Raw genomic sequence first — 24,875 nt, 5'->3', positions numbered from 1 at the left:
GCTCGGACCCAGTCCAGAGCGGCCCGGACTGGCCTCCACTCTGTCCACTTCTTCAGCCCTCGGTCACGGCACTGCGGAGAAACCATGGTCACCCGCCTGCGACGTCGCATCGATCGGCACCCCCGCCTCGTCGAAGCGGCTTTCCTCCTGTTGATCTATGCGGCCACCAGCAACCAGTACCGCCGGGCCGGCGACGACACCCTGTGGTGGCCGGGCTTCGCCCTCGCGGCAGTCACCTGTACGAGCCTGCCGGCGCGCCGCCGACACCCCGGCACCGTTGTCGTCCTCACCACCCTCGGCACCGCCGTCGCAGGCGCCCAGGGCAGCACCTTCGGCCCCCTCCTGCTGCTCCCGGTCATCGTTGCCCTGTACGAACTGACTCTCCAAGCTTCTCAGCAGACCATCCGCCTCTACGGTCTCCTGGCTGCTGTCATCCTCGTGCCCACTGCCCTGCGCTGGGATGCGGAGGACGAGCCCTGGGCGAACGAGGCGGTGAGCCTGGCCTTCTGGATCCTGCTGCCCATCCTGCACGGATTGGCGGTGCGAGCGCGCCGCGCGTACATGGACACCGTCCGCACCCGTGCCGAGGACGCCGAACGCACCCGCTACGAGGAAGCACAACGCCGCGTCACCGAAGAACGCGTCCGCATCGCCCGGGAACTGCACGACGTGGTGGCCCACCACATGGCCCTCGCCAACGCCCAAGCCGGCACAGCCGCCCACCTGTTCTCCACTCATCCCGCGCAGACCGGCCGCATCCTCACCGAACTCACCGACACGACCACGGCAGCGCTGCGCGAACTCGAGGCGACCGTGGGCCTGTTGCGCCAGTCCGAGACCGCAGAGGAATCGCTCAATCCCGCACCTGGACTTGACCGGCTTCCTGACCTGGTCGCCGCCTTCGCCGCCGCCGCACTGCACATCACGATCGCTGTCGAAGGCCCCGTGAAGCCCCTGTCGGCCGGGGTAGACCTGACCGCCTTCCGCATTGTGCAGGAAGCGCTCACCAATGTTGCCAAACACGCCGCGGTGAACACGGCACATGTCCACCTCGCCTACGCCCGGGAGCAGTTGACGATCACCGTGAGCAACGACAGCAGTCCGATCGCGCCCCCGCGCGCACCCGGCGGAGGCTTCGGTCTCATCGGCATGCGAGAGCGCGCTCAGTCCGCCGGGGGCCGCTTCCGTGCAGGGCGCCGCCCGGAGGGCGGCTTCGCCGTCACGGCCGAACTTCCCATCAGCGCCAGAGCAGAGAGTGAGTTCCATGACGATCCGCGTACTGATTGCCGACGACCAGGCCCTGCTGCGAGCGACCTTCCGGGTGCTGATCGACTCCTGTGACGACATGGAGGTCGTCGCCGAGGCCGCCGACGGACAGCAGGCCATCACGCTGGTCGGCATCCACCGCCCGGACGTCGTTCTGATGGACATCCGCATGCCCGGCACCGACGGACTGGCCGCGACCGCCGCCATCTGCGACCAGAGCGAGCTGCAGGACACACGCGTCCTCATCCTCACCACGTTCCAGACCGACGAGCACGTCGCCCAGGCCCTGCACCTGGGTGCGAGTGGCTTCCTCGGCAAGAGCACCACTGCCGACGCCTTCCTCGACGGCATTCGCACGGTCGCCTCCGGTGACGCCTTGCTGTCACCCGTAGCCACCCGCTCACTGATCACTCGCTTCCTTGCCCTACCCGTGCCCACCTCCGTCGCCCCTGCCCCCGAGCGATTCAGCAGCCTTACTCCGCGAGAGCGCGAGGTGCTGGCCGTGGTCGCGGAGGGCAAATCCAACGACGAGATCGCCGAGGAACTCTTCCTCAGCCCTCTGACCGTCCGCACCCACGTACAGCGCGCCAAAACCAAGACGGGCGCCCGCGATCGTGCACAGCTCGTCGCCTTCGCCTACCAGTCCGGTCTGACGCAACCGCCGCGGTGACAGACGAGGCGACCAGCGCCTTTCACCGGCCCCCAGGGACGCCGCCAAGTCGCCGAGCCCCCGCCGCACGCCGCAACAGGGCCGCCATCCCTTGTCGACGCTGCCGCTCTCGCAGGCATCGGGCATGCCCTGTCCCTGACCGATCAAGCCACTCAGAAGACGGGACACAAGACATCGTGACGCACCCACGCTTCGTTCTGACCGGCATCCTCCTGTCCGCAGTAGTCCTGACCGTCGCCGTCGCCGAGACCCGTCAGGACAGCGACACTGCTAGGGACAGCGTCCTGCAGGGCCCTTATGTCGCTCTCGGCGACTCCTACACTTCCGGTCCACGCATACCAGCTCAGAGCGGCAAACCCGCTGGCTGTGACCGCTCCGACCACAACTACCCGGCGCTGCTCGCCGCCCGGCTCAAGCTCAAACCGGGCATGTTCCGCGACATGAGCTGCAGCGGCGCGACGACAGCGGACTTCACCTCGCCTCAGTCCACCGACGACGGCCGCAATCCTGCACAGCTCTCCGCCCTGTCCCGCCGGACCCGGCTCGTCACCGTCGGTATCGGAGGCAATGACATCGGCTTCAGCAGCATGCTCACCCGCTGCCTCACCATGGGAACGGCGTACAAGCTCATCACTCGCAACAAGGACGTCTCGGTCGACGCTCCCTGCCGAGAGCGTTACGTCAAGGACGGCACCGACAGGACGCAGCAGCGGATGACAGCGCTGGGAACGGCACTGTCCGACTTGACGCAAGAGATCAGGCGGCGTGCGCCCGGGGCGCACCTCTACATCGTCGGCTACCCCGCGATCCTGCCGCCCGGCGGCACGGGATGCGGACGCGCCCTTCCCCTTGCTCCCGGCGATATCGCCTACCTGTGGGAGAGGGAAGACCAGGTCAACAAGGTGCTGCGGCAACAGGCCCAAACAGCCGGCGCCACCTACGTGGACACCGAAACCGAATCCCGGGAGCACGGCGTCTGCTCAGCCCAGGACACACGATGGATCGAGCCATTGATCCCCAGTAGCCCGGCGGCACCGATACACCCCAACGCTCGCGGACAACGCGGAGTCACGCAGATCATCCTGCGTGCCATGGGGGCAACAAACCGACATGTCGAAGCATGCGCAGCGAGGCGAACCACATCCCCCACACCCCGGTGATGCGCAGAGCCCGAGAAGGGACAGCAGATGTTCACCCCTTCGGGAGGCAGTCCCGAGGGCCGCGGCGTTCGAATTGTTCACGGGCTGCGGCAGCACCCGTTGCCGGTGTTCAGTGGCGGTACGCGGCTGTCGCGAGCTCGATGAAGGATCGGATCAAGGGGTTGGTGTCACTTTCGTTCCACGCCGCCACCACTCCGCTCGGTGCCATGTCGATCAGCGGTACCACGACCAACTCCGCGGGCAGGTCGTGTCCGAGCGGGGCCAGGCCGACCGTTCCGCTCCACAGCACGGCCTGCAGGCATTCCTGGACGGCGCGCACTTCTGGGCCCGCTCGCGGCTTGCCGCCGTTCCAGTACGACTGCCAGATGGGGTCGGTTCCCGCGGGGAACTGAAACCAGCGGCGGTCGCTCAGGTCGACCAGGCGCAGCCGGTCGCGGCGGGCCAGCGGATCATCGGCGCGCAGGACCGCGCCGACTGGATCGGTCCGCAGCGCACGGACCGTCAGGGCGGTCTCGTCGAACGGAGCTCGGGTCAAGGCGACGTCGACCAGGCCGGCGCGCAGCCCGCACGTCGGGTCGGTCAGATCGGTGTCGCGGATGCGGATCTCGATGCCGGGGTGGCGTCGGCGGTAGGCGGCGGCCAGCCTGGTCATTCCCGGGTCGGTGCCGTCGCCCAGGATGCCGACGGTGATGGTCGCGACGCCGGCCGCCGCGCTGACGCGCACGCGGACGCTGTCGGCATGGTCGAGCAGGGCCCGCGCCTCGTCGAGCAGCACCGTGCCCACCGCAGTGAGCGTGACGCCGACAGGCGAGCGGGTGAACAGCAGGGCCCCGACGTCGGCCTCCAGCTGCTTGATCGCCCGGCTCAGCGGCGGCTGACTCATGTGCAGCCGGGTGGCGGCCCGGCCGAAGTGGAGTTCCTCGGCGACCGCCACGAAGTAACGCAGGGTTCGTAGCTCCACGCTGCAACGATACCGACGAGGTATCGGCACTGCGGGATCGGTCTTGGACACTGGGGAGAGCCCCGGCTGTGCACCCGTGAGCATGACCGAAGAAGCCAAGACCGGCGAAACGCAGGCTGACCCCGCCGTATCGGTGGTGGGTCCCGCCGAAGGCGAGACGATCGCCCCATACCCCGCACACACGCAACCGACGGGGCCCTGCAAACCGGTGGCCCATGAACGGGAACCATGAACATCCCCTATTGGCCGGCAACGAGCCGAGAATCCCGTGACAGCTGCAATCCCATGTCTGACCAGCGAAATCCGCACACGAGGTTCGGAAAGAGAGCGACCTCTTATATACGTGCCCTCCCGTTGTGGCTGCTATGGGCGTGCACGGGCTCGGTGCCAGGCCGGTCACGGAGCCGGAGGCTGATCAGCGCGGTGATCGTGAAGGCAGCGACCTGGTAGAGCATGGCGTGCCGGAACGCGGTGTCCGCATCGGCGGCGGGGGCATAGTAGGCGAGTCCGGCCGCGGTCACTCCGATCGATCCGCCGAGTTGCTGTGCTGTGGGCAGCAGTCCGGAGACCGAACCGGCGGCGGGGCCGTGCACCTCGGCCAGGACCAGCGTGAACACCGAGGCGGTGAAAACGCCGAACGCGGCTCCGCCGATGGCCAGCACGGGCAGTGCCGCCTGGCGTCCCGCTGCCGAGCCGATGAGCGGGGCCAGCGCCAGGCACATCCCGGCCAGTACCAGGGACGCGACGGTGAGCACCGTCGGCCCGTGTCGGCGGGTGAGAGCGGGCGCGGCTCTGCTGCCGACAACGGCGGCGGCGGCGAACGGTGCCGACGTCAGCGCGGCCGCCAGGGCCGAGTACCCGACGGCGGACTGAAGGTGGAGGAAGAGCAGGTAGGTGAAGGAGGGCACGCCCGTGTTGAACACGAACACCACCAGCGTGCCCTGGCGCGCCGACCGGTCACGCAGCACCGCGGGATGGATCAGCGGGTCGGGCCGGTGCGGGAGGCTGTGGACGAAGTGGCCGAGGGCGGCAACAGCCACGGCGAATCCGGCCCACGTCCACCAGGGCCAGCCTGCTTCCCGCCCCAGCGCCAGGGGCAGGACCAGCGCGCCGGCTCCCACGGTGACCAGCAACGCACCCAGCCTGTCGACGCGGAGTCCGTCCGCCCCGCGGGTGCGGGGCAGCGCGGTCGCTCCGGCCAGCGAGGCGAGCGCCACCGGCACGGTGAGGAGCATCACCGGCCGCCAGCCGAGGCCGAAGAGATCGGCACTGAGGACGAGGCCGCCGATCAGGGGCCCGGCCAGTGACGCGACGGCCATGGTGGCGCCGTACAGGCCGAGGGCGCGCGGCCGGCGTGTCGCGGGGGTGGCGGCCTGGATGAGCGACAGGACCTGGGGAGCGACCAGGCCGCTGCCCGCGCCCTGCACCAGCCGGGCCGCGATCAGTGATGCGGCGTCGGGGGCACACGCGCCGGCCACCGAGCCCGCGGTGAAGACCACGGTGCCCGTCACGAACAGGCGGCGGTAGCCGTACCGGTCGCCGAGCCGTGCGGCTGGGATGAGCAGGCACGCGTACGTCAGGGTGTATCCGGCAAGGACCAGTTGCACGGCGCCCGGACCGGCGCCGAGGCCGGCCTGTATCGCCGGCGCAGCCACCTGGGCGACAGTGACGTTGAGCAGTTGCACGAAAGTGGCGCTGAGCACCACCGGCAGCACGAGGCGTCCGCCGCTCACGGCAGCAGCGCCGCGGCGAGCTCATGGGGCCGGGCGGCGAACGGGCTGTGGCTGCCCGGGAGGGTGCGCACGGTGAACGGGTTGCCGGGCATGGCCAGGTCGGCTTCCGCGATCATCAGATCCTGCACGGCCGCCGGCAGTGCCCGGTCGTCCGCGCAGCGCAGGAAGATCCGCGGGATGCGCCCCCACCGGCCCGGGGTCACGATGACCGGGGTGGTGGGGATCGCCAGAGGTAGATCGGGGCTCAGCGCCGTGCGCCAGCGGTCGAAGCGGTCCAGGGGGGTGTCGTGGTAGTGAGTCTGCCGCAGTTCCTCGATGTAGGCGGGGTCCTGGGAGAGCGGGTTGATCCGCACGGCGCCCAGTTCTCCGGGGTCGCCGAGGTTCAGACTCTGGCCTCGTGCCGTGGCGTTCTCGGGCGAGCCCAGGTAGTCGAAGAACCGGGGCCGTCCGGCGGGCACGAAGGCCGAGAGGTAGACGATCTCGTCGACGAGCTCGGGTGCGCGCTCGGCGGCCAGTGACGCGGGGCCGCCGCCCGCGCTGTGCGCGACGAGCACGACACGACGGTGGCGGCGGGCCTGGCGCAGCGCGTCCAGCACGGGCCCGGCGCTGTCGTCCATCGTCACGGTGGCGAGCGCGGACTTCTCGGTCAGCAGGCCGGGCTGGCCCGGCTGGAGGTATCCGCTGGGCAGTGGCGCGTCGAAGCCGTGCCCCGGCAGGTCGGTTGCCATGCTCGCGGCACCGAGTGCGGCGAGTGCGCGCTGCGTCGCCGCCCACTGCCCGGAGCCGTGCCAGGCCCCGTGCACGAAGACGAAGACGGTGTCTGTCGAAGAAAAAGCAGTCATGACCGCATTCCACGTGACCCAGCCCTCACCATCCAGCGAAAGATCTGACAAGCTGCCCCGCGATACATATGAGGTATGACTGGGAGGCTGGCATGGAGGCGCGGCACCTGCGGTACGCACTGGCCCTCGCCGAGCACGCACACTTCGGCCGGGCGGCCAGTGCGCTGGGCATCGCGCAGCCTCCGCTGTCCAAGCAGATCGCCGACCTGGAACGAGAAGTGGGCGCCCGCCTGTTCGACCGCACCCGCCAGGGGGTGTTCCCGACAGCTGCGGGCGCGGCCTTTCTCTCCCGGGCCCGCAGGGCGCTCGACGAGATCACGGCGGCCTCGGTCGACGCGGCTCGGGCAGCGCGCGGCGAGACGGGACGGCTGCGCCTGGGGTTCATCGCCTCGGCTCTGCTCGAACCCCTGCCGGACGTCCTCGGCCGGTTCGGCCGCGAACGGCCCAACGTGCGGCTGGAACTGCACGAGATGGCGACCAACCGCAGCACGGCCGCGCTCGTCGCCGGCGAACTTGACGTCGCGATCGGCCTCGGCCGTCCGCGAGGCGTCGGGGCCGAGCAGTTGGTATCGGTCCCGATCGGACACGACCACCTGGTCGCGGTCGTGAGCAGCACGCACCCGTACGCGGGGCAGTCGTCGGTGGACGTGGACCAACTACGGCGACAGCCGCTGATCGTGGCGCCGGGCGAGGACGAGCCTGCCGTCGTCACCGGCCTGCGGACCCTGCTGGGCGAGGACTCCCCGGCGCTCTCCGGCGCGACCGTCGCGAGGGACATCCACACCATCATCGGCCTCGCCGCCTGCGGGGTGGGCGTCGGTCTGGGACCCTCCCGCATGCTGACGGCCCAACGACGGGGCACGTGGTTCTGCGAGGTGACCCCGCACACACCTCTGCCGGATCTGGTCCTGTCCTTCCAAGCCCGGGACCGCTCCCCGGCACTGAACGCCTTCCTCGACATCATCCGCCAGAACTGCCCCGAGGTCGGTGCCGCGCTCAACCACCGGCTCGGCCCACTCGGACCACAAGAGGAAGGCGACGGCGCCTTGACTTCTACCTGACTTCGCCTCACCTCCGTTCCTGTGCTTCGGCACCGAGCTCCGCCGCACTGTCGGCACGACTGAACCAGAACCCCATCGCACGTTCACCCAGGCGTCAGCTGCGGCGAGAAGCCGTAGTCCTATCGACCGTGAGGGGCTCGTCCGGCTACCCGCGACCTACTTTGGGGCTCGTGTCCGAGCCAGGACTCCAAGGCCGTCATGGAGGGATGGGGCTGCCACGGTGGGGGTGGGCCGTGTGGATGTATGTCTACGCCTACTTCGCCCGCTGGCAGGAGGAAGGTGTCTTCGACCAGCTCAACAGCCTCCTGCGCCGTCAAGTCCGCAGGCAGGAAGGCCGCCAGGCCGAACCCAGCGCATGCGTCATCGACTCACAGAGCATCAAGACATCCATCAACGTCCCCGCGGCCGGCCAGGGCGTCGACGCAGGCAAGAAGATCGTGGGCCGCAAACGGAGCATCGTCATCGACACCGCCGGCCTGCTCCTGGCAGTGCTGGTCACGGCCGCGAGCGTGCAGGACTCGGTCGCCGGCCGGGCCCCACCATCCGCAAGACCTGGGTCGACGGCGGCTATCGCCAACACCTCGTCGAGCATGCCGCCACCCTCGGCATCGACATGCACATCGTCCGGCGCGACCCCATCAACAGAGGGTTCACCGTCCTGCCCCGCCGCTGGACCGTCGAGCGCACCCTGGGCCGGCTCATGAACCACCGCCGCCTGGCCCGCGACTACGAAGCCCACCCCCACCGCTCCGAAGCCATGGTCCAGCTGACCATGATCAACCTCATGACCCGCCGCCTCACCGCCGAATCCACCCCGACCTGGCGCGGAACCTAGAACCCTCCAAAAAGGGGCATCCAGGGACCAAACATTGGAGCGAAACGCCGTCTTATTCGACAGCCTGACCGCCGGTCGGGTGACCTCGCCGGCGGACCTGACGCTGGTGGCCGAGCACCGGCGCGGACACGGCGCGATGTACGAAGCGCTGAACCGCCGAGCGCGGTGGCTCACCCCGGCCCGAGTCCGCCGGGAGTTTCGGAACCTCCGCCCGCACCTGCACTGCCAGGCCGGTGCCTTCGCGTTTACGGCTGGTCAGGCCGAGGTCCCAGAAGCAGCGCGGTCGTACGCAGGGTTCACCGGGCTCGTGGTTCGTAGGGACCTGGTGTGGGTGCCCTGCAAGGACTCGTGCTGGTTTCCGGGACCGTCCCCCCGAAGCGGACACTCCCGCTGGTCTGGGCGCAGCGCGGGCAGCCCCGTGCGGCGGTTCGGAAGGGGGCAGGGGTGGGTGTGGATGTCAGGCGGCGAGGCAAGGGCGCGAGGTGCGTAGACGGTGCCGCTGCGGATCATGCCGGGCCGTGCCCGCCACGACCTCCACACCAAGTCGCCGACGGCAGGCGTGGAGGCGTCAGGAGGGCCTTCGCGAACGCCCACCCGGCCGGGGGGCAAGGCGCGGGCCGGTGACGGACGCGAGTGCCGTCGCCAGCCGCCTGGACAGCGCCCCCCGCCCGTCGGGCAGCCGTACGGCGAGATCTTCGGGGTGCCGGGCCGTACCGATGATGGACGGAAGGTCGTCAAGCCGTGCGTGTCGGCGGCGTCCCGGCTCCCGCCCGTGTCGCGTCGGTGCCCCAGCTGGCCAGCAGCCGTAGTGCCTCCGCCGACGGGGAACCGGGTTCGGCGTGGTAGGTCGCCAGCGTCTGTTCGTGGTTGTCGGCCAGGTGGAACGACTCGAGGCGCAGATCGAGTTCGCCGACGAGCGGGTGGTGCAGGCGCTGGACGCCGTGGCACTTGTCCTTGACGTCGTGGGCGGCCCACAGCCGCCTGAACTCCTCGCTCTTCACGGAGAGTTCGCCCACCAGCGCGGACAGCCGGGGGTCGTTGGGATGGGAGCCGGCGTCCATACGCAGCTGAGCGACGACGTCGTTCGCCTTCTGCTCCCAGTCGACGAACAGGTCGCTGTACTCAGGCCTGAGGAACACCAGCCGCGCCCAGTTCCGCTCGTGCTCGGGCAGCTCGGCCCAGTCGCCGAAGACCGCCGCGGTCATCCGGTTCCAGGCGAGGATGTCCCCCCGCCGTCCCACGAGGATCGCCGGGCCGCCTTCCATGGTGTCCAGCAGCGTCCGCAGGGAGCCCCGCACCCGCTGGGTGCGGCCGGCCGGCTTCTTCTTGTGCTGTTTCGGCTTGGCCAGGTGTGTCAGGTGGGCGTGCTCTGCGTCGCTCAGCCCGAGCGCGCGGGCGATGGCGTCGAGGACCTCCGCCGACACGTGCTGCCCGTTGCCCTGCTCCAGGCGCGTGTAATACCCCACCGACACCCCGGCCAGCTGCGCCAGCTCCTCGCGGCGCAGCCCCGGCACCCGTCGGTGCCGGGCGAAGTCCGGCAGGCCCACGTCCTCCGGCTTCAGCCGGGCCCGCCGGGTGCGCAGGAACTCGCTGAGCTCGGCACGCGGGTCCAGAGCGCCGTCGGCGGGCTCGTGCACCGGTTCGGGGTATTCGTCCATGCCTCCGAGTATCCACGGTCGGACACACGCCAGCCTGCCCCAGTCAGTGGTAGTCACAGCGGATGTACACAAGGCCGTGACCTGGGTGAATACCGGATCGTCCAGCAGGCTGGGGACCGAGCCCGGCTGGAAGGCAGCCGGGGCGTGGCTTGCATCAGGAACGGAGCACACCTCATGAGCGCAACACAGGGGACCGAGTCGAGGACGCGTCAGAGCGAACCGGCCGCGGAGGTGGTCGGCCGCCTTCGCACGACGTTCAACACCGGCGTCACCCGCCCACTGGACTGGCGTGTCAACCAGCTGCAGCGGCTGCGGGCCCTGCTGGTCGAAAACGAACAGGAGCTGCTCGAAGCGCTCTGGGCGGATCTGAGGAAAAACCCCGCCGAGGCGAAGACACAGGAGATCGACTTCACCGTCGCCGACATCGACGAGACGGTGGCTAACCTCGAGAGCTGGCTTCAGCCTCGTCCGGTGGAGGTTCCCGCACACTTCGGAGGTCCCACGACCACGGCCTACACCACGTACGACCCGCTCGGTGTCGTCCTGGTGATCGCTCCGTGGAATTACCCGCTGCACCTTCTCATCGACCCCATCATCGGCGCCCTGGCCGCCGGGAACACCGTGGTGGCCAAGCCGAGCGAGATCTCGGTGCACACATCGGCAGTGGCTTCACGCCTCCTGCGCCAGTACTTCGACGCCGACGTGCTCACCGTGGTCGAGGGCGGAGCCGAGGAGACCACGGCCCTCCTGGCACAGCGTTTCGACCACATCTTCTACACCGGCAACGGCACCGTCGGCCGGGTCGTCATGGCCGCAGCCGCCAAGAACCTCACCCCCGTCACGCTCGAACTCGGAGGCAAGTCTCCCGTCTTCGTGGCGCCCGACGCCGACGTGGACGAGACCGCGAAGCGGTTGGCCGGCGCCAAGTTCGGCAACGCGGGGCAGCAGTGCATAGCCCCCGACTACGTTCTGGCCGATCCTGCCACCGCCGCCGCACTGGTCCCCGCCCTCCGCGTGGCGATCGAAGCCCAGTTCGGTACAAGCCCGCAGACCTCAGCCGACTTCGGCCGGATCATCAACGAGCGGCACTTCGACCGGCTCACTCGCCTCCTGGACTCCGGCCGGGCGGTGGTGGGAGGCCGGCATGACCGCGACGACCTGTTCATCGCACCGACCGTGCTCACCGATGTCGACCCCGCATCGCCGGTCATGCAGGAAGAGATCTTCGGTCCCCTCCTCCCCGTCGTCGAAGTCGCCGACCTCGATGCCGCCATCGCCTTCATCAACGAACGCGACAAGCCCCTCGCGCTCTACGCCTTCACCACCTCCGAGGCCACCAAGTCGCGCCTCCTGAACGAGACGTCCTCCGGCGGCGTCGCCTGGGGCCAGCCCGCGATGCAACTGCTCATGACCGGCCTGCCTTTCGGTGGCGTCGGCGAAAGCGGCATGGGTCGCTACCACGGCCGGTACTCCCTCGAGACGTTCAGCCACGTCAAGGCTGTCGCGGACGTACCGCTCGTCTGAGCCCGCCTTCGTGAAACAGGCTGCCGGATGGGTGATCGGTCGACGGACGTACCTGAGGCCGGTGAGAACGAGGATCACTGAGATCGCCGTCGCCGCGCGGAGAAGAAGTCGGCCGCAGCGCGGCCTGCAGACACCGATCCCAGGAGCGAACGCCCACACTCCGTCAGGACAGCCTGGACCCCCTGCGTCGCAGACCTTCATCCCGTTTCCTCCATATTGCAGAAAGAAGAAAAGAAACCCATGGTCGTAAAAATGTCAGAAGTTTCGCCCATTCCATCGCTTTTCTCCCCCGTCTCTCTCGGGAAGATCGAGCTCGCCAACCGCATCGTCATGGCACCGCTGACCCGGGTCCGGGCCGGTTCCTCCGGCATTCCCGGGGACCTGATGGTCGAGTACTACCGGCAGCGGGCGAGCGTCGGAATGATCATCACCGAGGGCACCTACCCCGATCACGCGTCGCAGGGGTATGTCGGTGAGCCGGGCATCGCCACCGACGAGCAGGCGGCCGGCTGGCGGCGGGTGTTCGAGGCGGTGCACGCCGAGGGCGGCCGCATCGTCCTGCAGATCATGCACGCCGGCCGCGGCACCCACCCCGACATCAACGGCGGCCGCCGCATCCTCGCCCCCAGCGCGATCGCCATCGACAACAAGACGTTCACCGAGAAGGGCGAGCAGCCCTACCCCGTACCGGAAGCGATGACCACCGCGGAGATCCGGGCAGCCCTGGAGGACTTCGTCACCGCGGCCCGCCGGGCCATCGAGGCGGGTGCGGACGGCGTGGAAATCCACGGCGCCAACGGCTACCTGCTCCAGGAGTTCCTCTCCCCGGCGGCCAACCAGCGCACCGATGGATACGGCGGCTCGCCGCAGAACCGCGCCCGCTTCGTCGTCGAGGTCGTCACGGCGGTCGCCGAGGCCGTCGGTGCCGACCGGGTCGGGCTGCGGATCTCGCCCGAGGTCGACCTCGGGGACGTTTTCGAGACCGACCGGGACGACGTCCTGGCCACCTACGGCACCCTGCTCGACCAACTGCGCCCGCTGGGCCTGGCCTACCTCTCCGTCCTGCACGCCGAGCCTGGCGGGGACCTTGTACAGGAACTGCGGCGGCGCTTCGACGGCAAGCTGATCGTCAACAACGGCCCCTTCGGGGGGCAGACCACCCGCGAGCAGGCGCTCCAGCTGATCGAGGCCGACCACGCCGACGCCGTGGCCGTGGGCCGGGCCCTCATCGCCAACCCCGACCTGGTCGCGCGCTGGCAGGGTGGCCACCCGGAGAACGAGCCACGGCCCGAACTGTTCTACGGCCCGGGCGCCGAGGGCTACACCGACTACCCCTTCCTCGAAGCGGCTTGAGGCCCCCGGTCACGCCACGCCTGTCCATGCGCCAGCCCCACTCGGAGGCGATTCCCGAGTTACCTGGCACCTGATTGACCGCTCGTCAACGGCTCCCCAACCAACACCACCACTGGTCCAGGGTCCTTCACACCGGAGGACCCTGAGCCATGCCCGCAGGGGACAACGGACAAAACGAAACCCCATTCACAACTCGCGAGGGCGACGTCCACGGGGCCATTCCACCTCACCAGCCTGCGCCTTTGGGACACTGGCCGCCTGCTGGCGTACTCCCGTGCTGTGGTGCTCCGCACCCAGACCGCCAACCACCATTCGACCCGCCTCGCGGCGAAGCTGGGCTTCACCGAGGTGGAACGGTTCGAGGGGTGGGGTGCCGAGCAGTGGTTCGGCGTCTGGTCCCCGGTCATGGTTCCCTCCGGCTGAGCTTGGACTGGCGGCTTCGTCGCACCGCCACCGGGCCTGGGGCCTGCGCAGTGCGCAGGACCGCGCGGAAGGAACGCCCGGTGAGTGACGGGGCCAGAGCCGCGAGCCGGTGCGCGAGGTCGCGCAACGCAGCGAGATGACGGTGTGTGGGGCGTCCTCCTGGCTGACGGAAACTGTTCGACGGACCGGGCCGAGACAGGCGATGATGCGCACTCGTGACGACGATGAAGCAGTTCGCGATCCGGGCCGCGGCCCGCAACAACGCCGAGTGGTGCGCGTCGATGAGCCGATCGCACGGTTTGGCGGGCGAGTTCGGGTTGCAGGCGTGGGCCGTCCCGTCCCGGCCGCCGCTGTACTACCCCGATGCGGTGACGCTCGTGCCGGGGGCCGATGCCGCCGCGCTGGTGGACCGGATCGATACCGCCGCTCCCGGCGCCTGCGTCAAGGACAGTTTCGCCGACCTCGATCTGGAGGGGGCCGGCTTCAAGGTGCTGTTCGACGCGCAGTGGATCCACCGTCCGGCGAGCGCGCCGACCACCTCTCCGGATCTCACCTGGGATGTGGTCAGCAGCCCGGACATGCTGCGGGCCTGGGCCCTTGCCTGGGATGACGGGGACGGCAACGCGGACCTCTTCCGGCACCAATTGCTCGATGACCCGGCCACGTCCGTGCTCGTCGGACACTCCGCTGACGGCTTGGTGGCCGCTGGGGCGGTGGCGAGCCGCAACGACCATGTGGTCGGAATCTCCAATGTCTTCGCGGTGGAGGGCGGCGCTGACCGGGCCTGGCCGGTGGTGCTGGACGCAGTGCACCGGCTGTTCCCGACCCTGCCCCTGGTGGGCTATGAGCACGGCGCGGACCTGGATGCCGCCGTCCGCCATGGCTTCGAGGCGGTGGGCCCGCTGCGGGTCTGGCTGCGTGGCTAGGTGATCCGTGGATCAAGTCCCGTCGGCGATAGGGTTCTTCGGTCGCTTGTGGGGGCGGTAGCTGGGGGCCGTTCGTGATGGTCTGGTGGCCGGCGTTGATCAGTCGGTCCAGCAGCGACTCGGCGACGACCGGGTTGGGGAAGAGGGGTTACCAGTCGCTGGGTGCCCGGTTGCTGTGATGATCAGGGACCGGCCATGCGGTTCGGAGACCAGTTCGTAGAGGTCGTCGGCCTGTGGTGCGGTCATCTGGCGCATGGCGAAGTCGTCGAGGATGAGCAGGTCGGGGCGGATGAGTTCGGGCATGCGGTTGTCCCAGGTGCGGTCCGCGTGGCCGCCGGCGAGCTCGGCGAGGATGCTGCTGGTCTGGGTGAAGGGGGCGTTCGCGCCTTGGCGGACGGCTTGGTGGCCGAGGGCCTGGGCGACGTGTGTCTCTTTCCGACGCCGACCGGGCCCAACAAAATGACGGACTCGACGCGCCGGAGTGGAGCCGGCGCAGGGCCGCGACGTCTCGGATCTGGGCGGCGGGCAGTTTCGAAGAGGCGTTGAAGGCGAGGTCCGCCAGGGTGGCTTGCCGCTCGAACTCCGCCTTGCGCAGGCGTCGTTCGAGAGCGACGGTCTCGCGGCGGCTGACTCGGCCGCGAGGGGCAGCTTCATCCGGCCGGGCCGCGTAGGGCTGACCGGAGGCCGCCTTGTCCGCTGTCACCACTGGGCGGAAAGATCGGAACAGATCATGGAGGTCACCACCGAGGGGGAAGAACGCGGTGAGCAACACCCTGCTGCATCCGGACGGCTGGCTCGTGCTGGGGCTGCCCTGGCCGGAGCAGACCCAAGACGGCTGGGGAGAGTGCGCCCTGGCCATCGCCCCGCAGACCATCCCCCGAAGCCTCGTCAGCAAGGGAGCCGGCACCGCGCTCGACCTCGCGACCGGCCTGGCCCGCGACCCCGCCGACGGGCCGGGCAAGGCCGTCTTCTTCTCCGACCTCACCCTCTGGCTCGACAAGCAGGGCAAGGCCTGGGGCGATCTCGGCATCGACTACGAGACGGTCATCGACGAACTCGTGAAAGCGAGGTGGTACTGCAGGTTTCCCTCCTCCTGCCGGGTGGGTTCCACGAAAGAGGTGAGGATCTGCCTGACCTCCTCGGCACGCTCCGGCCTGGGCCGCAGGAAACCGTAGAGGGAGATCAGCGTCATGTAGAGCTGTGGGACCGGCTGTGCTGGACTACCTCGAAGAAGCCCCGGAGGGCTACTTCAACACCATGCTGAGCACCTATCCGACAATCGACCCTGATTAGGTCGCGTTCGCTGCGGACCTTGCCGCGTTCACGTCGTTGGGCGGCCAGGACTCCGGGATGGCGGGCGTTGGCGTTGCGCCACCGCAGGTAGTCCTGGAGTCTGCGGGCGAGCACGGTGTGGTTGGGGTGGTTAGAACTGCCCATGTCGGGGCGGGCTGCCCGGATCGACTCCAGCGCCGCCAGGCTGTGGTCGCCGCCCTTGCGATGGTGGGCTCGGCCGCGGCGAGTTCGTCGAACGCCTCGGCCATCGTGACGTGGACGTCTGCCCACCGCCGCCGGGCGGCCCGTATGGCCATCCGTGCCGATGGCTTCGAACGATGCTGAGTATGCCGTGGTGCTCTTTTGCCGTAGCTCGTCCAGACGCCGGTAGAGGCTCTGGGCGGTGGATCGCGACTTGTCCGCGGCTCGCCGTTCGACAACGTTGCATGGGTCGGTCGCTGCGAGGCCGGCGGTGATCACGTAGTCGGCGGTCGGATACCTCTCGTTCGCCGTGGTCAGATCCGCATACCACTCATCCCTGGCGTGGGCGTCGGCGAGCGGTCCGAGCATGCGGCGCCGTCGGCGGCCGTGCAGAGTCCACAAGTGGCCGGCGTCGGCCCACCGTTCGTGTGCACTCTGCTTGGTGCTGTCCGCGGCCTGGCCGATCGATCTCCAGCTGGCGCCCCTCTCCCGTTCCACGATGACGGCGCTCTCCGCCACAGCGTCGGCGAGAAGCCTAGGATCCAGTGCATCGCGCGGAGTCGCCCCGACGTCGTGCGGGGCTTGAGCGGAAAGTCGGCGATCACCTGGCAGACCACAGAGTAAAAAGCATCGGCAGGCGCGATATACGCCTCGTCCAGTGGAGTCAGCGGTGTTGCCGGTCGCCGCCTCGTCCAGTTCCGCTTCGAGGAACTTATGTCCTGTCCCAGACAACTGTGGGCAGGGCGCGGTTCTGACCTGCGATGCCCACGGTTGAGTGGGACAGGTCGGCGGTCGATGTCCCGCTCAACCGTAGGCAGCCGCCTAAAGCGTGCGCATCGCGGAATCCACTGGTCGGCGCGGAGATGCCGGGCCGCCGAGGCCCGGCGCAAGAAGGCGGGGAACCTTCCCCGGCTGCAAGTCGTGGTCAGGGCGTGTTGGAGCGGGTCGAGGTGATCACGACGGATGTGCAGGGCACGGTGGCGTGGCCGCCGAGCCTGTCGATCGCGGTCCCGGCGCTGTCCAGGACCTTCGCCAACTTGTCCGCGGGGAGTTGGGTGAGGCCGCCGAAGGTGGGGAGCTGGTCGAGCCACTCCTCTCGGGAGTAGGTGCGCTCCCAGGCGAAGCGCCACTGTTCCGGCTCGCTGAAGCTGCCGGTCTGGCGGATTCCGTCGGCGATTTTCGCGAACAGTGGCTGGTATGCGTCCACGGCCGAGCCTCTCAGCAGGCCGGGGTTGAACGGGGAATCGGGGGCGACGCGTTGGAGTGTTTCGGCGAGGGCGTCGACCACCTCGGCCGGGAGTTGGGGGACGTGGTGGAAGGGGGCGAGTCGGCCGCCGGGCCGGAGCACCTGTGCCGCCTTGGCCGCGCCGGCGACGGGGTCGACCCAGTGCCAGGCGGTGCCGGCGATGACCGCGTCGAACTGCCGCCCGGCCGGCTGCCAGTCCTCGAACCTGGCGACCTCGACCTCGACACAGCTGCGTCGCGCGAAGGCGGCCATCCGCTCGTCGGGCTCCACACCGAGCACCGTGCAGCCGGCGGCCTGGAACTGCCGGGCCTCGATACCGGTCCCGGCTCCGACGTCGAGGACGTGCCGACCGGGGCTTGCCGCGATGATTCTGTCCACCAGGGCCTGGGGATACGGCGGTCGGGCGCGGTCGTAGCGTTCGGCATCCACACCGAACGACTCGGCCGTCTGCCGGTGGCGGTGGGGCTCGGGGCCGGACTTGTCCGGCTGGCCCTGCGATAAAGTGGGCATGCGCCCACAGTAATGGGCGGTTGCCCACTTGTTAAGGCGGGGCGGCGCGGAAAGGGGAGACAATGCCGTCAGGGGTGCACATCCACAACGTGCGCGGCCAGTTGTTCGAAGCCGCCGAGCGTGTCCTGCTTCGGGACGGGCCGGACGCGTTGACCAGCCGGGCGGTCACGGAGGAGGCGAATTGCGCCAAGGGTGTGCTGCACCGGCACTTCACCGACTTCGACGCTTTTTTGGCAGAACTGGTCCTCGACCGCGTCCGCGACATCGAGGTCCGGACCACGACTCTGCGCGCGGCCGCCGGTACCGGGAGTGTGGTGGACAACATCGCCGACGCGCTGCAGGACTTGTTCGGGCCGGTCACGGTGGCGATCGTCGCGCTCATCACCTTCCGCGACGGCCTTCGCGCCCGGTTGCGTGAGGCCGGTCTGACCGGCATCCCTCTGGCCATGCAGGGCACCGCCATGATCACCGCATACCTCACTGCCGAGCGGGAGTTGGGGCGTCTGGCCGGCGACGCCGACATCGACACACTCGCCCCCACCCTCGTCGGGGCGGGGCACCTGCTGTTCGCCGACCGGACGAGCGCCCCACCGCAGACCACCGCCATCCGTAAGATGGTGACCACCGTCCTCGTCGGCGCCTTGCAACCGCCCCAGTCGTGACCTGAGCGCCCAGGTCGTAAGTATCCGGCCGTTGGAGCAGGGTGCGGGCAAGCAGTGCTGCGGGTCTCGACTGTCTGAAGTCTTGCCGCGAGAGATCATTTCCTGTTGTCCAAGGCCCACCTGCACACCCACCTGGAAAGCACCATCCGTCGCGCTACGATCCGCGCGATGGGAGGCGAATCGCCCGTCCAGCACCGGCCGTTCACCAGCTTCAGGGAGTTCGCCGACCAGCGGGCCAGGGTACGTGCGCTGCTCCGAGACCGTCGGCACTTCCGCCGTATCGCAGAGGAATTTTGCCAGGACGAGGCGGCCCAGGGTGTCCGCTACGCGGAGGTCACCTTCACCGCGGCGGCTCACGGCGAGCGCCTCGGTGATCCAGACATGCCGCTGGAAGCGGTGCTGGAGGGACTGGCTGTCGGTGCGGAGCGGTACGGTGTCCAAACGCCGGTGACCCTGGACCACTCGCGGCGTCACTCCGTCGACCAGCTGTGGCGCAGCCTCGAACTGGCTATCCGGCACCGGCGGCGCCGTTCGCCGAGGTGCTCCAGGCCGCCCGCGAGGCAGGGCTGCATCTGGTGCACCAGGCGGGGGAGACGGCCGGGCCAGCCAGCATCTGGGAAGCCCTGATGGTGGGGAACGTGGAGCAGATAGGCCACGGCATTCGGGCGCTGGAGGACCCGGCTCTGGTGGCCGAGTTGCGGACACGTCGTGTGCCGCTGGAGTGAGCACCCGCTGCCGCGCCTGGTTGAGGCCGGTCTGACGGTCACCGTGAACACTAACGTGGCCCGTGCCTCGGTCGAGGGCAGCTTCGCTCCAGCAGAGTTGAAACCGCAGGTCAGCGCAGAAATCGATCAATGGCTGAGCAGCTGAGAGGTAAGACGCTGTACTGGTTTGCCGGTTGGACTCGGGTGATCAACTGTCGCGCATTGGTCCGCCAGCAGCTTTGAACAATGACTTGGGGCGACCCGGCGCGGGAGCGTTGAGTCCGGGCGAGCGGTGGTGGCTGAGGGGTGATGGCAGGCCTGTGCGGCAATGTGCGCAGCGGCTCGCTGTGTGGCGCTCTATTGGCTGATCTTCCGATTCGACGAGGGGGCTCGGGGTGGATCAGCCGTTGAGCATCGCGGCGGCACAGCCGAGCTGCACGGCTTTCCCCATGTGCCACCGCGTTCGCCTTCACGTCGGGGTCCGGTGGTATGGAGGAGAGCAGATTCAACTGCCCGCCGGGCCCCAGCTGTGAGGGCCAAGTTCCCGGAAGGTAGCCGTTACACCGTTTTACGGGAGAGATGTCCCGATCCGGGACATGCCTGTGGCTCCGGATACGTCCGGAGCCACAGGCATGCTGCTGCTTGGCGGGTTACCAGCGATACCAGCGGCCCTTGCGCCCGCCCGCGTCTGCGGAGCGCATGACGAAGCCCAGCAGCCAGACGACCAGCACGATGACGGCGAGCCACCACAGTGCCTTCAGCGCGAAACCCGCGCCGAAGAGAAGCAGAGCCAGCAGAAGAACCACAAGCAGGGGAACCATAGTTATCAACCTCCGCCGCTCCTTGTGCCCGGCGAATGTAAGAACACACGGTCGATTTCCCTGGTTTTTTCACTGCTCCTGCGGGAACTGGACTCAGTTCCTCCACGGCGTTTATCTCACCGCGGGCTGGTGGCCGGCAGCCGGTCTGCCTGCACGGTCGTATCCCGGCGGTGTTCCGTCGCCAGGACGATTCCGGTGGTCGGCGTCGCGTGCCGGCCTTCAGTTGGAGGCCTCTGCAGGAAACGCAGTCGCGGAACCCTCCACCCGCTGCGGCAATGGCATGTGTGTGGAGCTGGGCTGCTTCCGCCTGGGCCGGCGCGGCGGGCAGATCGACGCAATGGTGAGTTCCCGTGGCAGTCGGGCCTTGCCCCCTTCGTCGCGGTCGTTGTGACCGTGGCGTTCTGTCTGGACCGTGTCAGATGTTGCTGGGTGCGGGTGGGGTCCAGCGGTGGGTGCGGGGCACGGCGCCGGTGATGCCGTAGTCGTTCTTCAGTTGTTGGGGGATGGCGTAGTGCATGACGCGTCCGCGGGTGAGGGAGGACAGTTCGAGGATGGTAGTGAGGTGACCGAGGCGGTCCAGGGCCCAGGCCCCGAGCGGTGAGCGGTCCTCGATGGTCTCGAGGATCCCGAGCAGGTGGGGGACTGCTTTCACGGCGGTGTCCCAGGGGGTGCGGGCCACTTGAAGCCAGTCGGCGCAGGTGTCGCCGATCAGGTGGCGGATCAGCGCGGAGACGATCGGGTCGAAGAACGTGCCGGGAACGACGTCCTCGTACAGGTCGATCAGCTGCCGGGTCAGATGCGCGCCCTCCTCGGACGGCCCCATGTGCCGGATCATGTACAGGTCCAGGAACGCGCGGGCCTCCTCCAGGGTCGTGGGCACGGTGTCCTGGTCGACGCCGAGCATCGCGCCGACGACTCGCCAGGCGTAGAAGTAGGCCTCGGCGCCCTCGGTGGACATGTGGATGCCGAGGCGGTGCAGCGAGTCAAGGACGAGCAGGGAGAAGAACATCTGCCCGCCGATCATGTCCTCCTGGCAGATCGGCATGCCCTGTGTGGTGGTGTCCCAGCGGTTCTCACGCTTGAGGTGTTGGCGGATGGAGGCGTGCAGGAGGCGGACCTTCTGGGCGGCCGGAATGAAGCGGCTGCCGCCCTCGAACGCGCCGGGCTGCATGAGGTAGACGGTGAACTGCCCCGTCTCCGCCATCCTCCTGGAGGGGTATTTCAGTCCGTGGGTGGCCGACAGCAGGCGTGCCACGTGCGGGACGACGTAGCAGGCCGGCATGGAGGCGAACGACAGCGCGGTGGAGATGTGCACGTTGTTGTCGATGAAGAACAGGCGGGCCCGCTCCATCTCACCCCAGTCCACCCAGGCCGGCGGGGCGCTGGTGACCTGGAGGTACTCCCGGGCCACGTCGGGCAGCCCGTCGGGCAGGGGAGCACCGGCGGTGGACACGTACCGCATGAGGGTGTTGAACGTTCCGACCTCGCCGCGTTCGAACAGGGCGGCGACGGTGGCATCGGCGAGTTCGTCGCCGGCCTGGCGCAGGGCATCCATCGACGCCTCGGTGTAGCTCATCGCAGGGCTCCTTGATCTGTGGGGCGAGCGGGTGCCTTCGCGGGCACGAGGTGGCGCGGGGCCGCTGCCGTTGTGCGAGCGCGTCAGTGGTGACGTACCGCCGCCGACTGAGCCAGCGCGGTCAGGGCAATGGCGGCATGCCCGGGAAGGTTCAGGTCGTGCAGGCAGCGCGTGGCCTCTTCGACCCGCGCGGTGATCATTTCTTCGATACGGTCCGGCGCCTTCAACCGCAGCATCAGCGCGCGTACGGCCTCCAGACCGTCTCCGTCCAGGTCGCGTCGGCCCAGCAGGGCACCCAACTGCTCACGCTCCTCGCCACCGGCGATACGCCAGGTCTCCGCCAGCAAGGCGGTGGGCCGGTGGCCGCGCACATCGTCCAGGTTGGCCTTGCCGGTGCGTTCCGGATCCCCGAACAGGCCCAGCAGATCGTCCCTGAGCTGAAATGCCTCGCCCAGCGGCAACCCGTACGCGGAATACCCCTCGCGCAGCCGCTCACCGGCGCCGGCCAGCGCGCCGCCGATCAACAGGGGCTGCTCGACGGTGTACTTGGCGGTCTTGTACCGGATCACCTTCAGCGACGCGGAGGTGTCCGGCATTGCTCCGGTGTGCAGGATCTCCAGGCACTCACCGGCGATCAGCTCGCGGGCCAGCGCCGCCCACAGCGGGCGGGCCCGGCCGAGATAGGCGGCGGGCAGGCCGCTGGAGACAAACAGCTGACCGGCCAGCGACATCAGCAGATCCCCGACCAGCATCGCCAGCGAGCGGGCCGCGTTCGCCGCTCGCGGGCGGCACCGTGACGCGCTCCGCAGGGCCATGTGTGCGGTGGGCCGGCCGTGGCGCAGCGCACTGTCGTCGATGAGGTCGTCATGCACGATCGCCGCGGCGTGCACCAGCTCCATGGAAGCCGCGGCCCGCACCAGCGCGGCACTGTCCGGCTGCCCGGCCGCACGCCAGCCCCAGTAGCAGAACGCCGCCCGCAGCCGCTTGCCGTCCGCGACCGCCTGCTCCAGCTGCCGGGCGACGGGATGCAGAGCCGGATCGACCGCCGCGAACTCGTCGGCCTCCCGCCCGACGAAGTCGTACAGCACCTCATCCACGCGAGCCTTGAACGCGGCCGCTTCCCAGCGCTCAGACACCATCGCCGGCCCGCCGGGCCATGGCCTGCCGGGCGAGCACCTCCAGATGGGCCGGGGGCGCGGCTGCGTACCGGTCGAGCACCAGACGCCCGCGCGCGATCAACTCCTGCTCGGCCTCAGCCGCCAACTCCGCCGTGTCCGACCGATGAAACAGCCCTCGCACCGTGCCGAGCGCCGAACCCAAGGTGCTCACCGCCAGATCGGCCAGCCCCGCCACCAACAGCACCACGTGCTGTTCCGGATTTACAGAGCGTTCCGCTCCCCGAGTCATGCCTACCCCCACCCACGGAAGAATGTGAAGGCGCCAGTTGCCCGCCGCGCTCTTCCAGCGTCCTGCCACACCAGGCGGAGAGAAGGGGGAACTCACCAATGAGCGATCACACCGAATGGATGTACGGCCAGCACATCCCCAACCGCCGCCCTTCAAACGCGCGGACGAATCACCGGCGCGAGGCGGATCCGTGTCTTTGACGCCGGCCACGGGCGGTTTTCTCTCCGGTGGTTCTTGAGTACGAGGGGGCCGCCGGTGCCTACCAGACCTGGAAGGTGCGACGCCGGGGGAGGCGGGCAAATCCATTGTTGATGCCCGCCGTGTACCAACGGGTGTCCGGGGACGGTCGGGTGACAGGGTGTTGACGGGGGATGGGCTACGTCCTGCCTGGCCGGAGCCGGCCGACCAGTTCGGCGCTCGCCAGAGTGGCACTCGAAGCCCTGGAGAGCGCGACATCACCTCCCGCACGGGGACAAGCCTCCGCAAGGATGTCGCGCCCCACTGGTCGGCCCATCCACGCCGTGGATGGGCCGGATACGGGATCCGGATCGCGCGGAGGGTGGTGGTGCGGCCCCCGGCGGCCCATAGTCGTCGCTACCCGCGCGCCGCTGTCCGGACCAGCCGCCGACGTGCGGTCGTCCCCAGCATGCCGTGCGCCGTCGGCGCCCGAGAAGGCATGCCCGCCCTCGTACGCCGTCCCTTGGAGTCGCCATGCCCGGTTCCGTGCCCCCGCCCCCGCCCGCCGCCGCGGTCGACGGCGGTGCTCCGTCACCCGTCGCCGTGTCGGGCCCCGCTCATGTGGTGCGCCTGACCTTGCTGATGGCGGGCAGCTGTCTGCCGATCCTGGGTGCGGTGCTGATCGCCCCGGTGCTGCCGAGGATGCAGGATCACTTCACCTCGACGCCGGGGGCCAAGGCGTTGGTGCCCCTCGCGCTGACGGTTCCGGCGCTGTCGCTGGCACTGCTGGCACCCTTCGCCGGGGTGATCGTGGACCGGCTCGGCCGCAAGCGCCTGCTGATCGTGGCGACCGTCCTGTACGCCGTGTTCGGAACGGCTCCGCTCTGGCTGGACTCGCTGGGCGCGATCATCGCCAGCCGCGCCCTGGTCGGTGTCGCCGAGGCCGCCATCATGACCTGCTGCACCACCCTGATCGGCGACTACTACAGCGGCCGGCAGCGGGCGAAGTACCTGGCGCTGCAGGCCGTGTGTACCTCCGCGTCGGCGACCGCCTTCTTCGTGGTCGGCGGAGCCGTCGGCGCGGCGGGCTGGCGCGTGCCCTTCTGGATCTACGCCGTGAGCCTGGTGATCGCGCCGTTGATGGCCGCCGCTCTGCCCAGCCCGGCCGCCCGCGCGTCCACCCACGTGGCCCGTGCGTCCACCCACGTGGCCCGCGCGGCCACCCACAAGGCCCCGGCCGTGGCCATGACCAGTCGTCCGTTCCCCTGGCGGCCGCTGGCGGGGATCTGCGCCCTCACCTTCTTCGGAGCGATGGTCTTCTACACGGTCCCGGTGGAGATGGCGTACCTGCTCGACGACCTCGGTGTGGAGGACCCCGGCACCATCGGTCCGGCCACAGCGATCGCGAGCGCCGCCACCGTGGCCGGAGCGGTGATCTTCGTCCGGCTGAAGCGGGCCCCGGAGCCGATGCTGCCGGTCGTCTTCGCGGTCTGCGCGGCCGGTTTCGGGGTGATGTTCCTCGCGGGCAGCGCCCCGCTGCTGGTCGTCGGGGCGGTGGTCAACTGTCTGGGTACGGGCATGCTGCTGCCCGCCCTCCTCACCAGTGCCATGTCCCGGCTGGCGTTCGAGGACCGCGGCCGGGGCACGGGGCTGTGGACGTCGGCCTTCTTCGGCGGTGCGTTCGTCTGTCCGCTGGTGCTGCTGGGCCTGGAGTCGGCGGTCGGCTCTCTCGCCGGTGCGGTGGGCACGCTGGGGCTGGCCGCAGCGCTTGTCGCGGCGGGACTGTCGGCGGCTCGCCGCCATGCGGACGCCGTCGTGTCCGAACCGCTGCCGGAGCAGGCGGCCTGAGCACAGCAGACGCTGCAGACGCAGCGAACTCCGCCGCGG

Annotated in this window: 20 protein-coding genes and 4 pseudogenes; 12 read left to right on the top strand and 12 right to left on the bottom strand. The window is 69.3% G+C overall.

Annotated features, from left to right (window positions below):
* The first annotated feature begins 84 nt into the window (after positions 1-84).
* From ACFYZ8_RS26620 to ACFYZ8_RS26610, 3 genes are all read left to right on the top strand, one after another.
* Complete coding sequence (locus ACFYZ8_RS26620; protein WP_388539631.1) at positions 85-1,341, top strand: sensor histidine kinase; 1,257 nt, start codon at positions 85-87, stop codon at positions 1,339-1,341.
* Positions 1,265-1,936 (top strand): response regulator, encoded by a 672-nt coding sequence (locus ACFYZ8_RS26615; RefSeq protein WP_388539634.1) that lies wholly within the window; start codon positions 1,265-1,267, stop codon positions 1,934-1,936. Before ACFYZ8_RS26620 ends, ACFYZ8_RS26615 begins: the two co-directional genes overlap by 77 nt.
* 176 nt (positions 1,937-2,112) lie before the next feature.
* Positions 2,113-3,096, top strand: coding sequence for an SGNH/GDSL hydrolase family protein (locus ACFYZ8_RS26610; RefSeq protein WP_388539637.1), 984 nt, complete (start codon positions 2,113-2,115; stop codon positions 3,094-3,096).
* 109 nt (positions 3,097-3,205) lie between these two features.
* Here the strand turns inward: ACFYZ8_RS26610 and ACFYZ8_RS26605 are convergent, their stop codons facing one another.
* From ACFYZ8_RS26605 to ACFYZ8_RS26595, 3 genes are all read right to left on the bottom strand, one after another.
* Positions 3,206-4,042 carry a LysR substrate-binding domain-containing protein gene (locus tag ACFYZ8_RS26605; RefSeq protein WP_388539883.1) on the bottom strand — a complete coding sequence of 279 codons (837 nt, stop codon included), beginning with the start codon at positions 4,040-4,042 and terminating at the stop codon, positions 3,206-3,208.
* A gap of 350 nt (positions 4,043-4,392) precedes the next feature.
* A complete protein-coding gene (locus tag ACFYZ8_RS26600; RefSeq protein ID WP_388539640.1) occupies positions 4,393-5,790 on the bottom strand; it encodes an MFS transporter in 1,398 nt (465 codons plus the stop codon).
* Complete coding sequence (locus ACFYZ8_RS26595; RefSeq protein WP_388539643.1) at positions 5,787-6,632, bottom strand: alpha/beta fold hydrolase; 846 nt, start codon at positions 6,630-6,632, stop codon at positions 5,787-5,789. The genes ACFYZ8_RS26600 and ACFYZ8_RS26595 overlap by 4 nt, the downstream gene beginning before the upstream one ends.
* A 92-nt stretch (positions 6,633-6,724) precedes the next feature.
* Between ACFYZ8_RS26595 and ACFYZ8_RS26590 the strand changes: the two genes are divergently transcribed.
* Together ACFYZ8_RS26590 and ACFYZ8_RS26585 are read left to right on the top strand one after the other, a co-directional pair.
* On the top strand, positions 6,725-7,693 hold the full coding sequence (locus tag ACFYZ8_RS26590) for a LysR family transcriptional regulator (RefSeq protein ID WP_388539645.1): 969 nt from the start codon (positions 6,725-6,727) through the stop codon (positions 7,691-7,693).
* Between the two features lie 236 nt (positions 7,694-7,929).
* A pseudogene (locus ACFYZ8_RS26585) lies at positions 7,930-8,528 on the top strand (IS5 family transposase); the annotation flags it as partial.
* A gap of 734 nt (positions 8,529-9,262) precedes the next feature.
* Here ACFYZ8_RS26585 and ACFYZ8_RS26580 read toward each other — a convergent pair.
* A complete protein-coding gene (locus ACFYZ8_RS26580; RefSeq protein WP_388539648.1) occupies positions 9,263-10,186 on the bottom strand; it encodes a helix-turn-helix transcriptional regulator in 924 nt (307 codons plus the stop codon).
* Positions 10,187-10,360: 174 nt separating this feature from the next.
* Between ACFYZ8_RS26580 and ACFYZ8_RS26575 the strand changes: the two genes are divergently transcribed.
* The 4 genes and pseudogenes from ACFYZ8_RS26575 (at position 10,361) to ACFYZ8_RS26560 (ending at position 14,412) form a co-directional block, all read left to right on the top strand.
* Positions 10,361-11,710 (top strand): aldehyde dehydrogenase family protein, encoded by a 1,350-nt coding sequence (locus tag ACFYZ8_RS26575; protein ID WP_388539650.1) that lies wholly within the window; start codon positions 10,361-10,363, stop codon positions 11,708-11,710.
* Between the two features lie 240 nt (positions 11,711-11,950).
* Positions 11,951-13,063 carry an alkene reductase gene (locus ACFYZ8_RS26570; protein WP_388539653.1) on the top strand — a complete coding sequence of 371 codons (1,113 nt, stop codon included), beginning with the start codon at positions 11,951-11,953 and terminating at the stop codon, positions 13,061-13,063.
* Positions 13,064-13,342: 279 nt separating this feature from the next.
* Positions 13,343-13,486 (top strand): annotated as a pseudogene (locus ACFYZ8_RS26565) (GNAT family N-acetyltransferase); the annotation flags it as partial.
* Positions 13,487-13,701: 215 nt separating this feature from the next.
* Positions 13,702-14,412: a hypothetical protein gene (locus tag ACFYZ8_RS26560; RefSeq protein ID WP_388539656.1), complete on the top strand. Its 711-nt coding sequence runs from the start codon at positions 13,702-13,704 to the stop codon at positions 14,410-14,412.
* Positions 14,413-14,511: 99 nt separating this feature from the next.
* On the opposite strand, the gene ACFYZ8_RS26555 is transcribed toward ACFYZ8_RS26560, so the two are convergent.
* The 4 genes and pseudogenes from ACFYZ8_RS26555 to ACFYZ8_RS26540 all read right to left on the bottom strand — a co-directional run bounded on the left by ACFYZ8_RS26555 (position 14,512) and on the right by ACFYZ8_RS26540 (position 17,641).
* Positions 14,512-15,066: an ATP-binding protein gene (locus ACFYZ8_RS26555; protein ID WP_388539658.1), complete on the bottom strand. Its 555-nt coding sequence runs from the start codon at positions 15,064-15,066 to the stop codon at positions 14,512-14,514.
* A gap of 379 nt (positions 15,067-15,445) precedes the next feature.
* The gene (locus ACFYZ8_RS26550) at positions 15,446-15,604 is read right to left on the bottom strand and encodes an antibiotic biosynthesis monooxygenase (protein ID WP_359040142.1); all 159 of its coding nucleotides are present in this window, start codon (positions 15,602-15,604) and stop codon (positions 15,446-15,448) included.
* Between the two features lie 98 nt (positions 15,605-15,702).
* A pseudogene (locus ACFYZ8_RS26545) lies at positions 15,703-15,924 on the bottom strand (hypothetical protein); the annotation flags it as partial.
* A gap of 886 nt (positions 15,925-16,810) precedes the next feature.
* Positions 16,811-17,641 (bottom strand): class I SAM-dependent methyltransferase, encoded by an 831-nt coding sequence (locus ACFYZ8_RS26540; protein ID WP_388539661.1) that lies wholly within the window; start codon positions 17,639-17,641, stop codon positions 16,811-16,813.
* A gap of 74 nt (positions 17,642-17,715) precedes the next feature.
* Between ACFYZ8_RS26540 and ACFYZ8_RS26535 the strand changes: the two genes are divergently transcribed.
* Positions 17,716-18,303, top strand: a complete 588-nt coding sequence (locus tag ACFYZ8_RS26535) for a helix-turn-helix domain-containing protein (RefSeq protein WP_359040176.1) — start codon at positions 17,716-17,718, stop codon at positions 18,301-18,303.
* A gap of 168 nt (positions 18,304-18,471) precedes the next feature.
* Positions 18,472-19,028 (top strand): annotated as a pseudogene (locus ACFYZ8_RS26530) (adenosine deaminase).
* Positions 19,029-19,657: 629 nt separating this feature from the next.
* Here the strand turns inward: ACFYZ8_RS26530 and ACFYZ8_RS26525 are convergent.
* From ACFYZ8_RS26525 to ACFYZ8_RS26510, 4 genes are all read right to left on the bottom strand, one after another.
* A complete protein-coding gene (locus ACFYZ8_RS26525; protein WP_037706792.1) occupies positions 19,658-19,828 on the bottom strand; it encodes a hypothetical protein in 171 nt (56 codons plus the stop codon).
* Between the two features lie 415 nt (positions 19,829-20,243).
* Positions 20,244-21,404, bottom strand: coding sequence for an oxygenase MpaB family protein (locus tag ACFYZ8_RS26520; protein ID WP_388539664.1), 1,161 nt, complete (start codon positions 21,402-21,404; stop codon positions 20,244-20,246).
* A gap of 83 nt (positions 21,405-21,487) precedes the next feature.
* Complete coding sequence (locus ACFYZ8_RS26515; RefSeq protein ID WP_388539667.1) at positions 21,488-22,543, bottom strand: polyprenyl synthetase family protein; 1,056 nt, start codon at positions 22,541-22,543, stop codon at positions 21,488-21,490.
* Positions 22,533-22,811 carry a polyprenyl synthetase gene (locus ACFYZ8_RS26510; protein ID WP_359040042.1) on the bottom strand — a complete coding sequence of 93 codons (279 nt, stop codon included), beginning with the start codon at positions 22,809-22,811 and terminating at the stop codon, positions 22,533-22,535. Before ACFYZ8_RS26510 ends, ACFYZ8_RS26515 begins: the two co-directional genes overlap by 11 nt.
* A 711-nt stretch (positions 22,812-23,522) precedes the next feature.
* Here ACFYZ8_RS26510 and ACFYZ8_RS26505 point away from each other — a divergent pair.
* On the top strand, positions 23,523-24,836 hold the full coding sequence (locus tag ACFYZ8_RS26505) for an MFS transporter (RefSeq protein WP_388539670.1): 1,314 nt from the start codon (positions 23,523-23,525) through the stop codon (positions 24,834-24,836).
* Positions 24,837-24,875 lie beyond the last annotated feature (39 nt).

Origin of the sequence: Streptomyces sp. NPDC001668 (assembly GCF_042893155.1) — a bacterium.
In the GTDB taxonomy this organism is placed as follows: Bacteria; Actinomycetota; Actinomycetes; order Streptomycetales; family Streptomycetaceae; genus Streptomyces.
The sequence above is the reverse complement of the archived record's forward strand: the minus strand, read 5'-3'. Positions and strand labels throughout refer to the sequence as shown.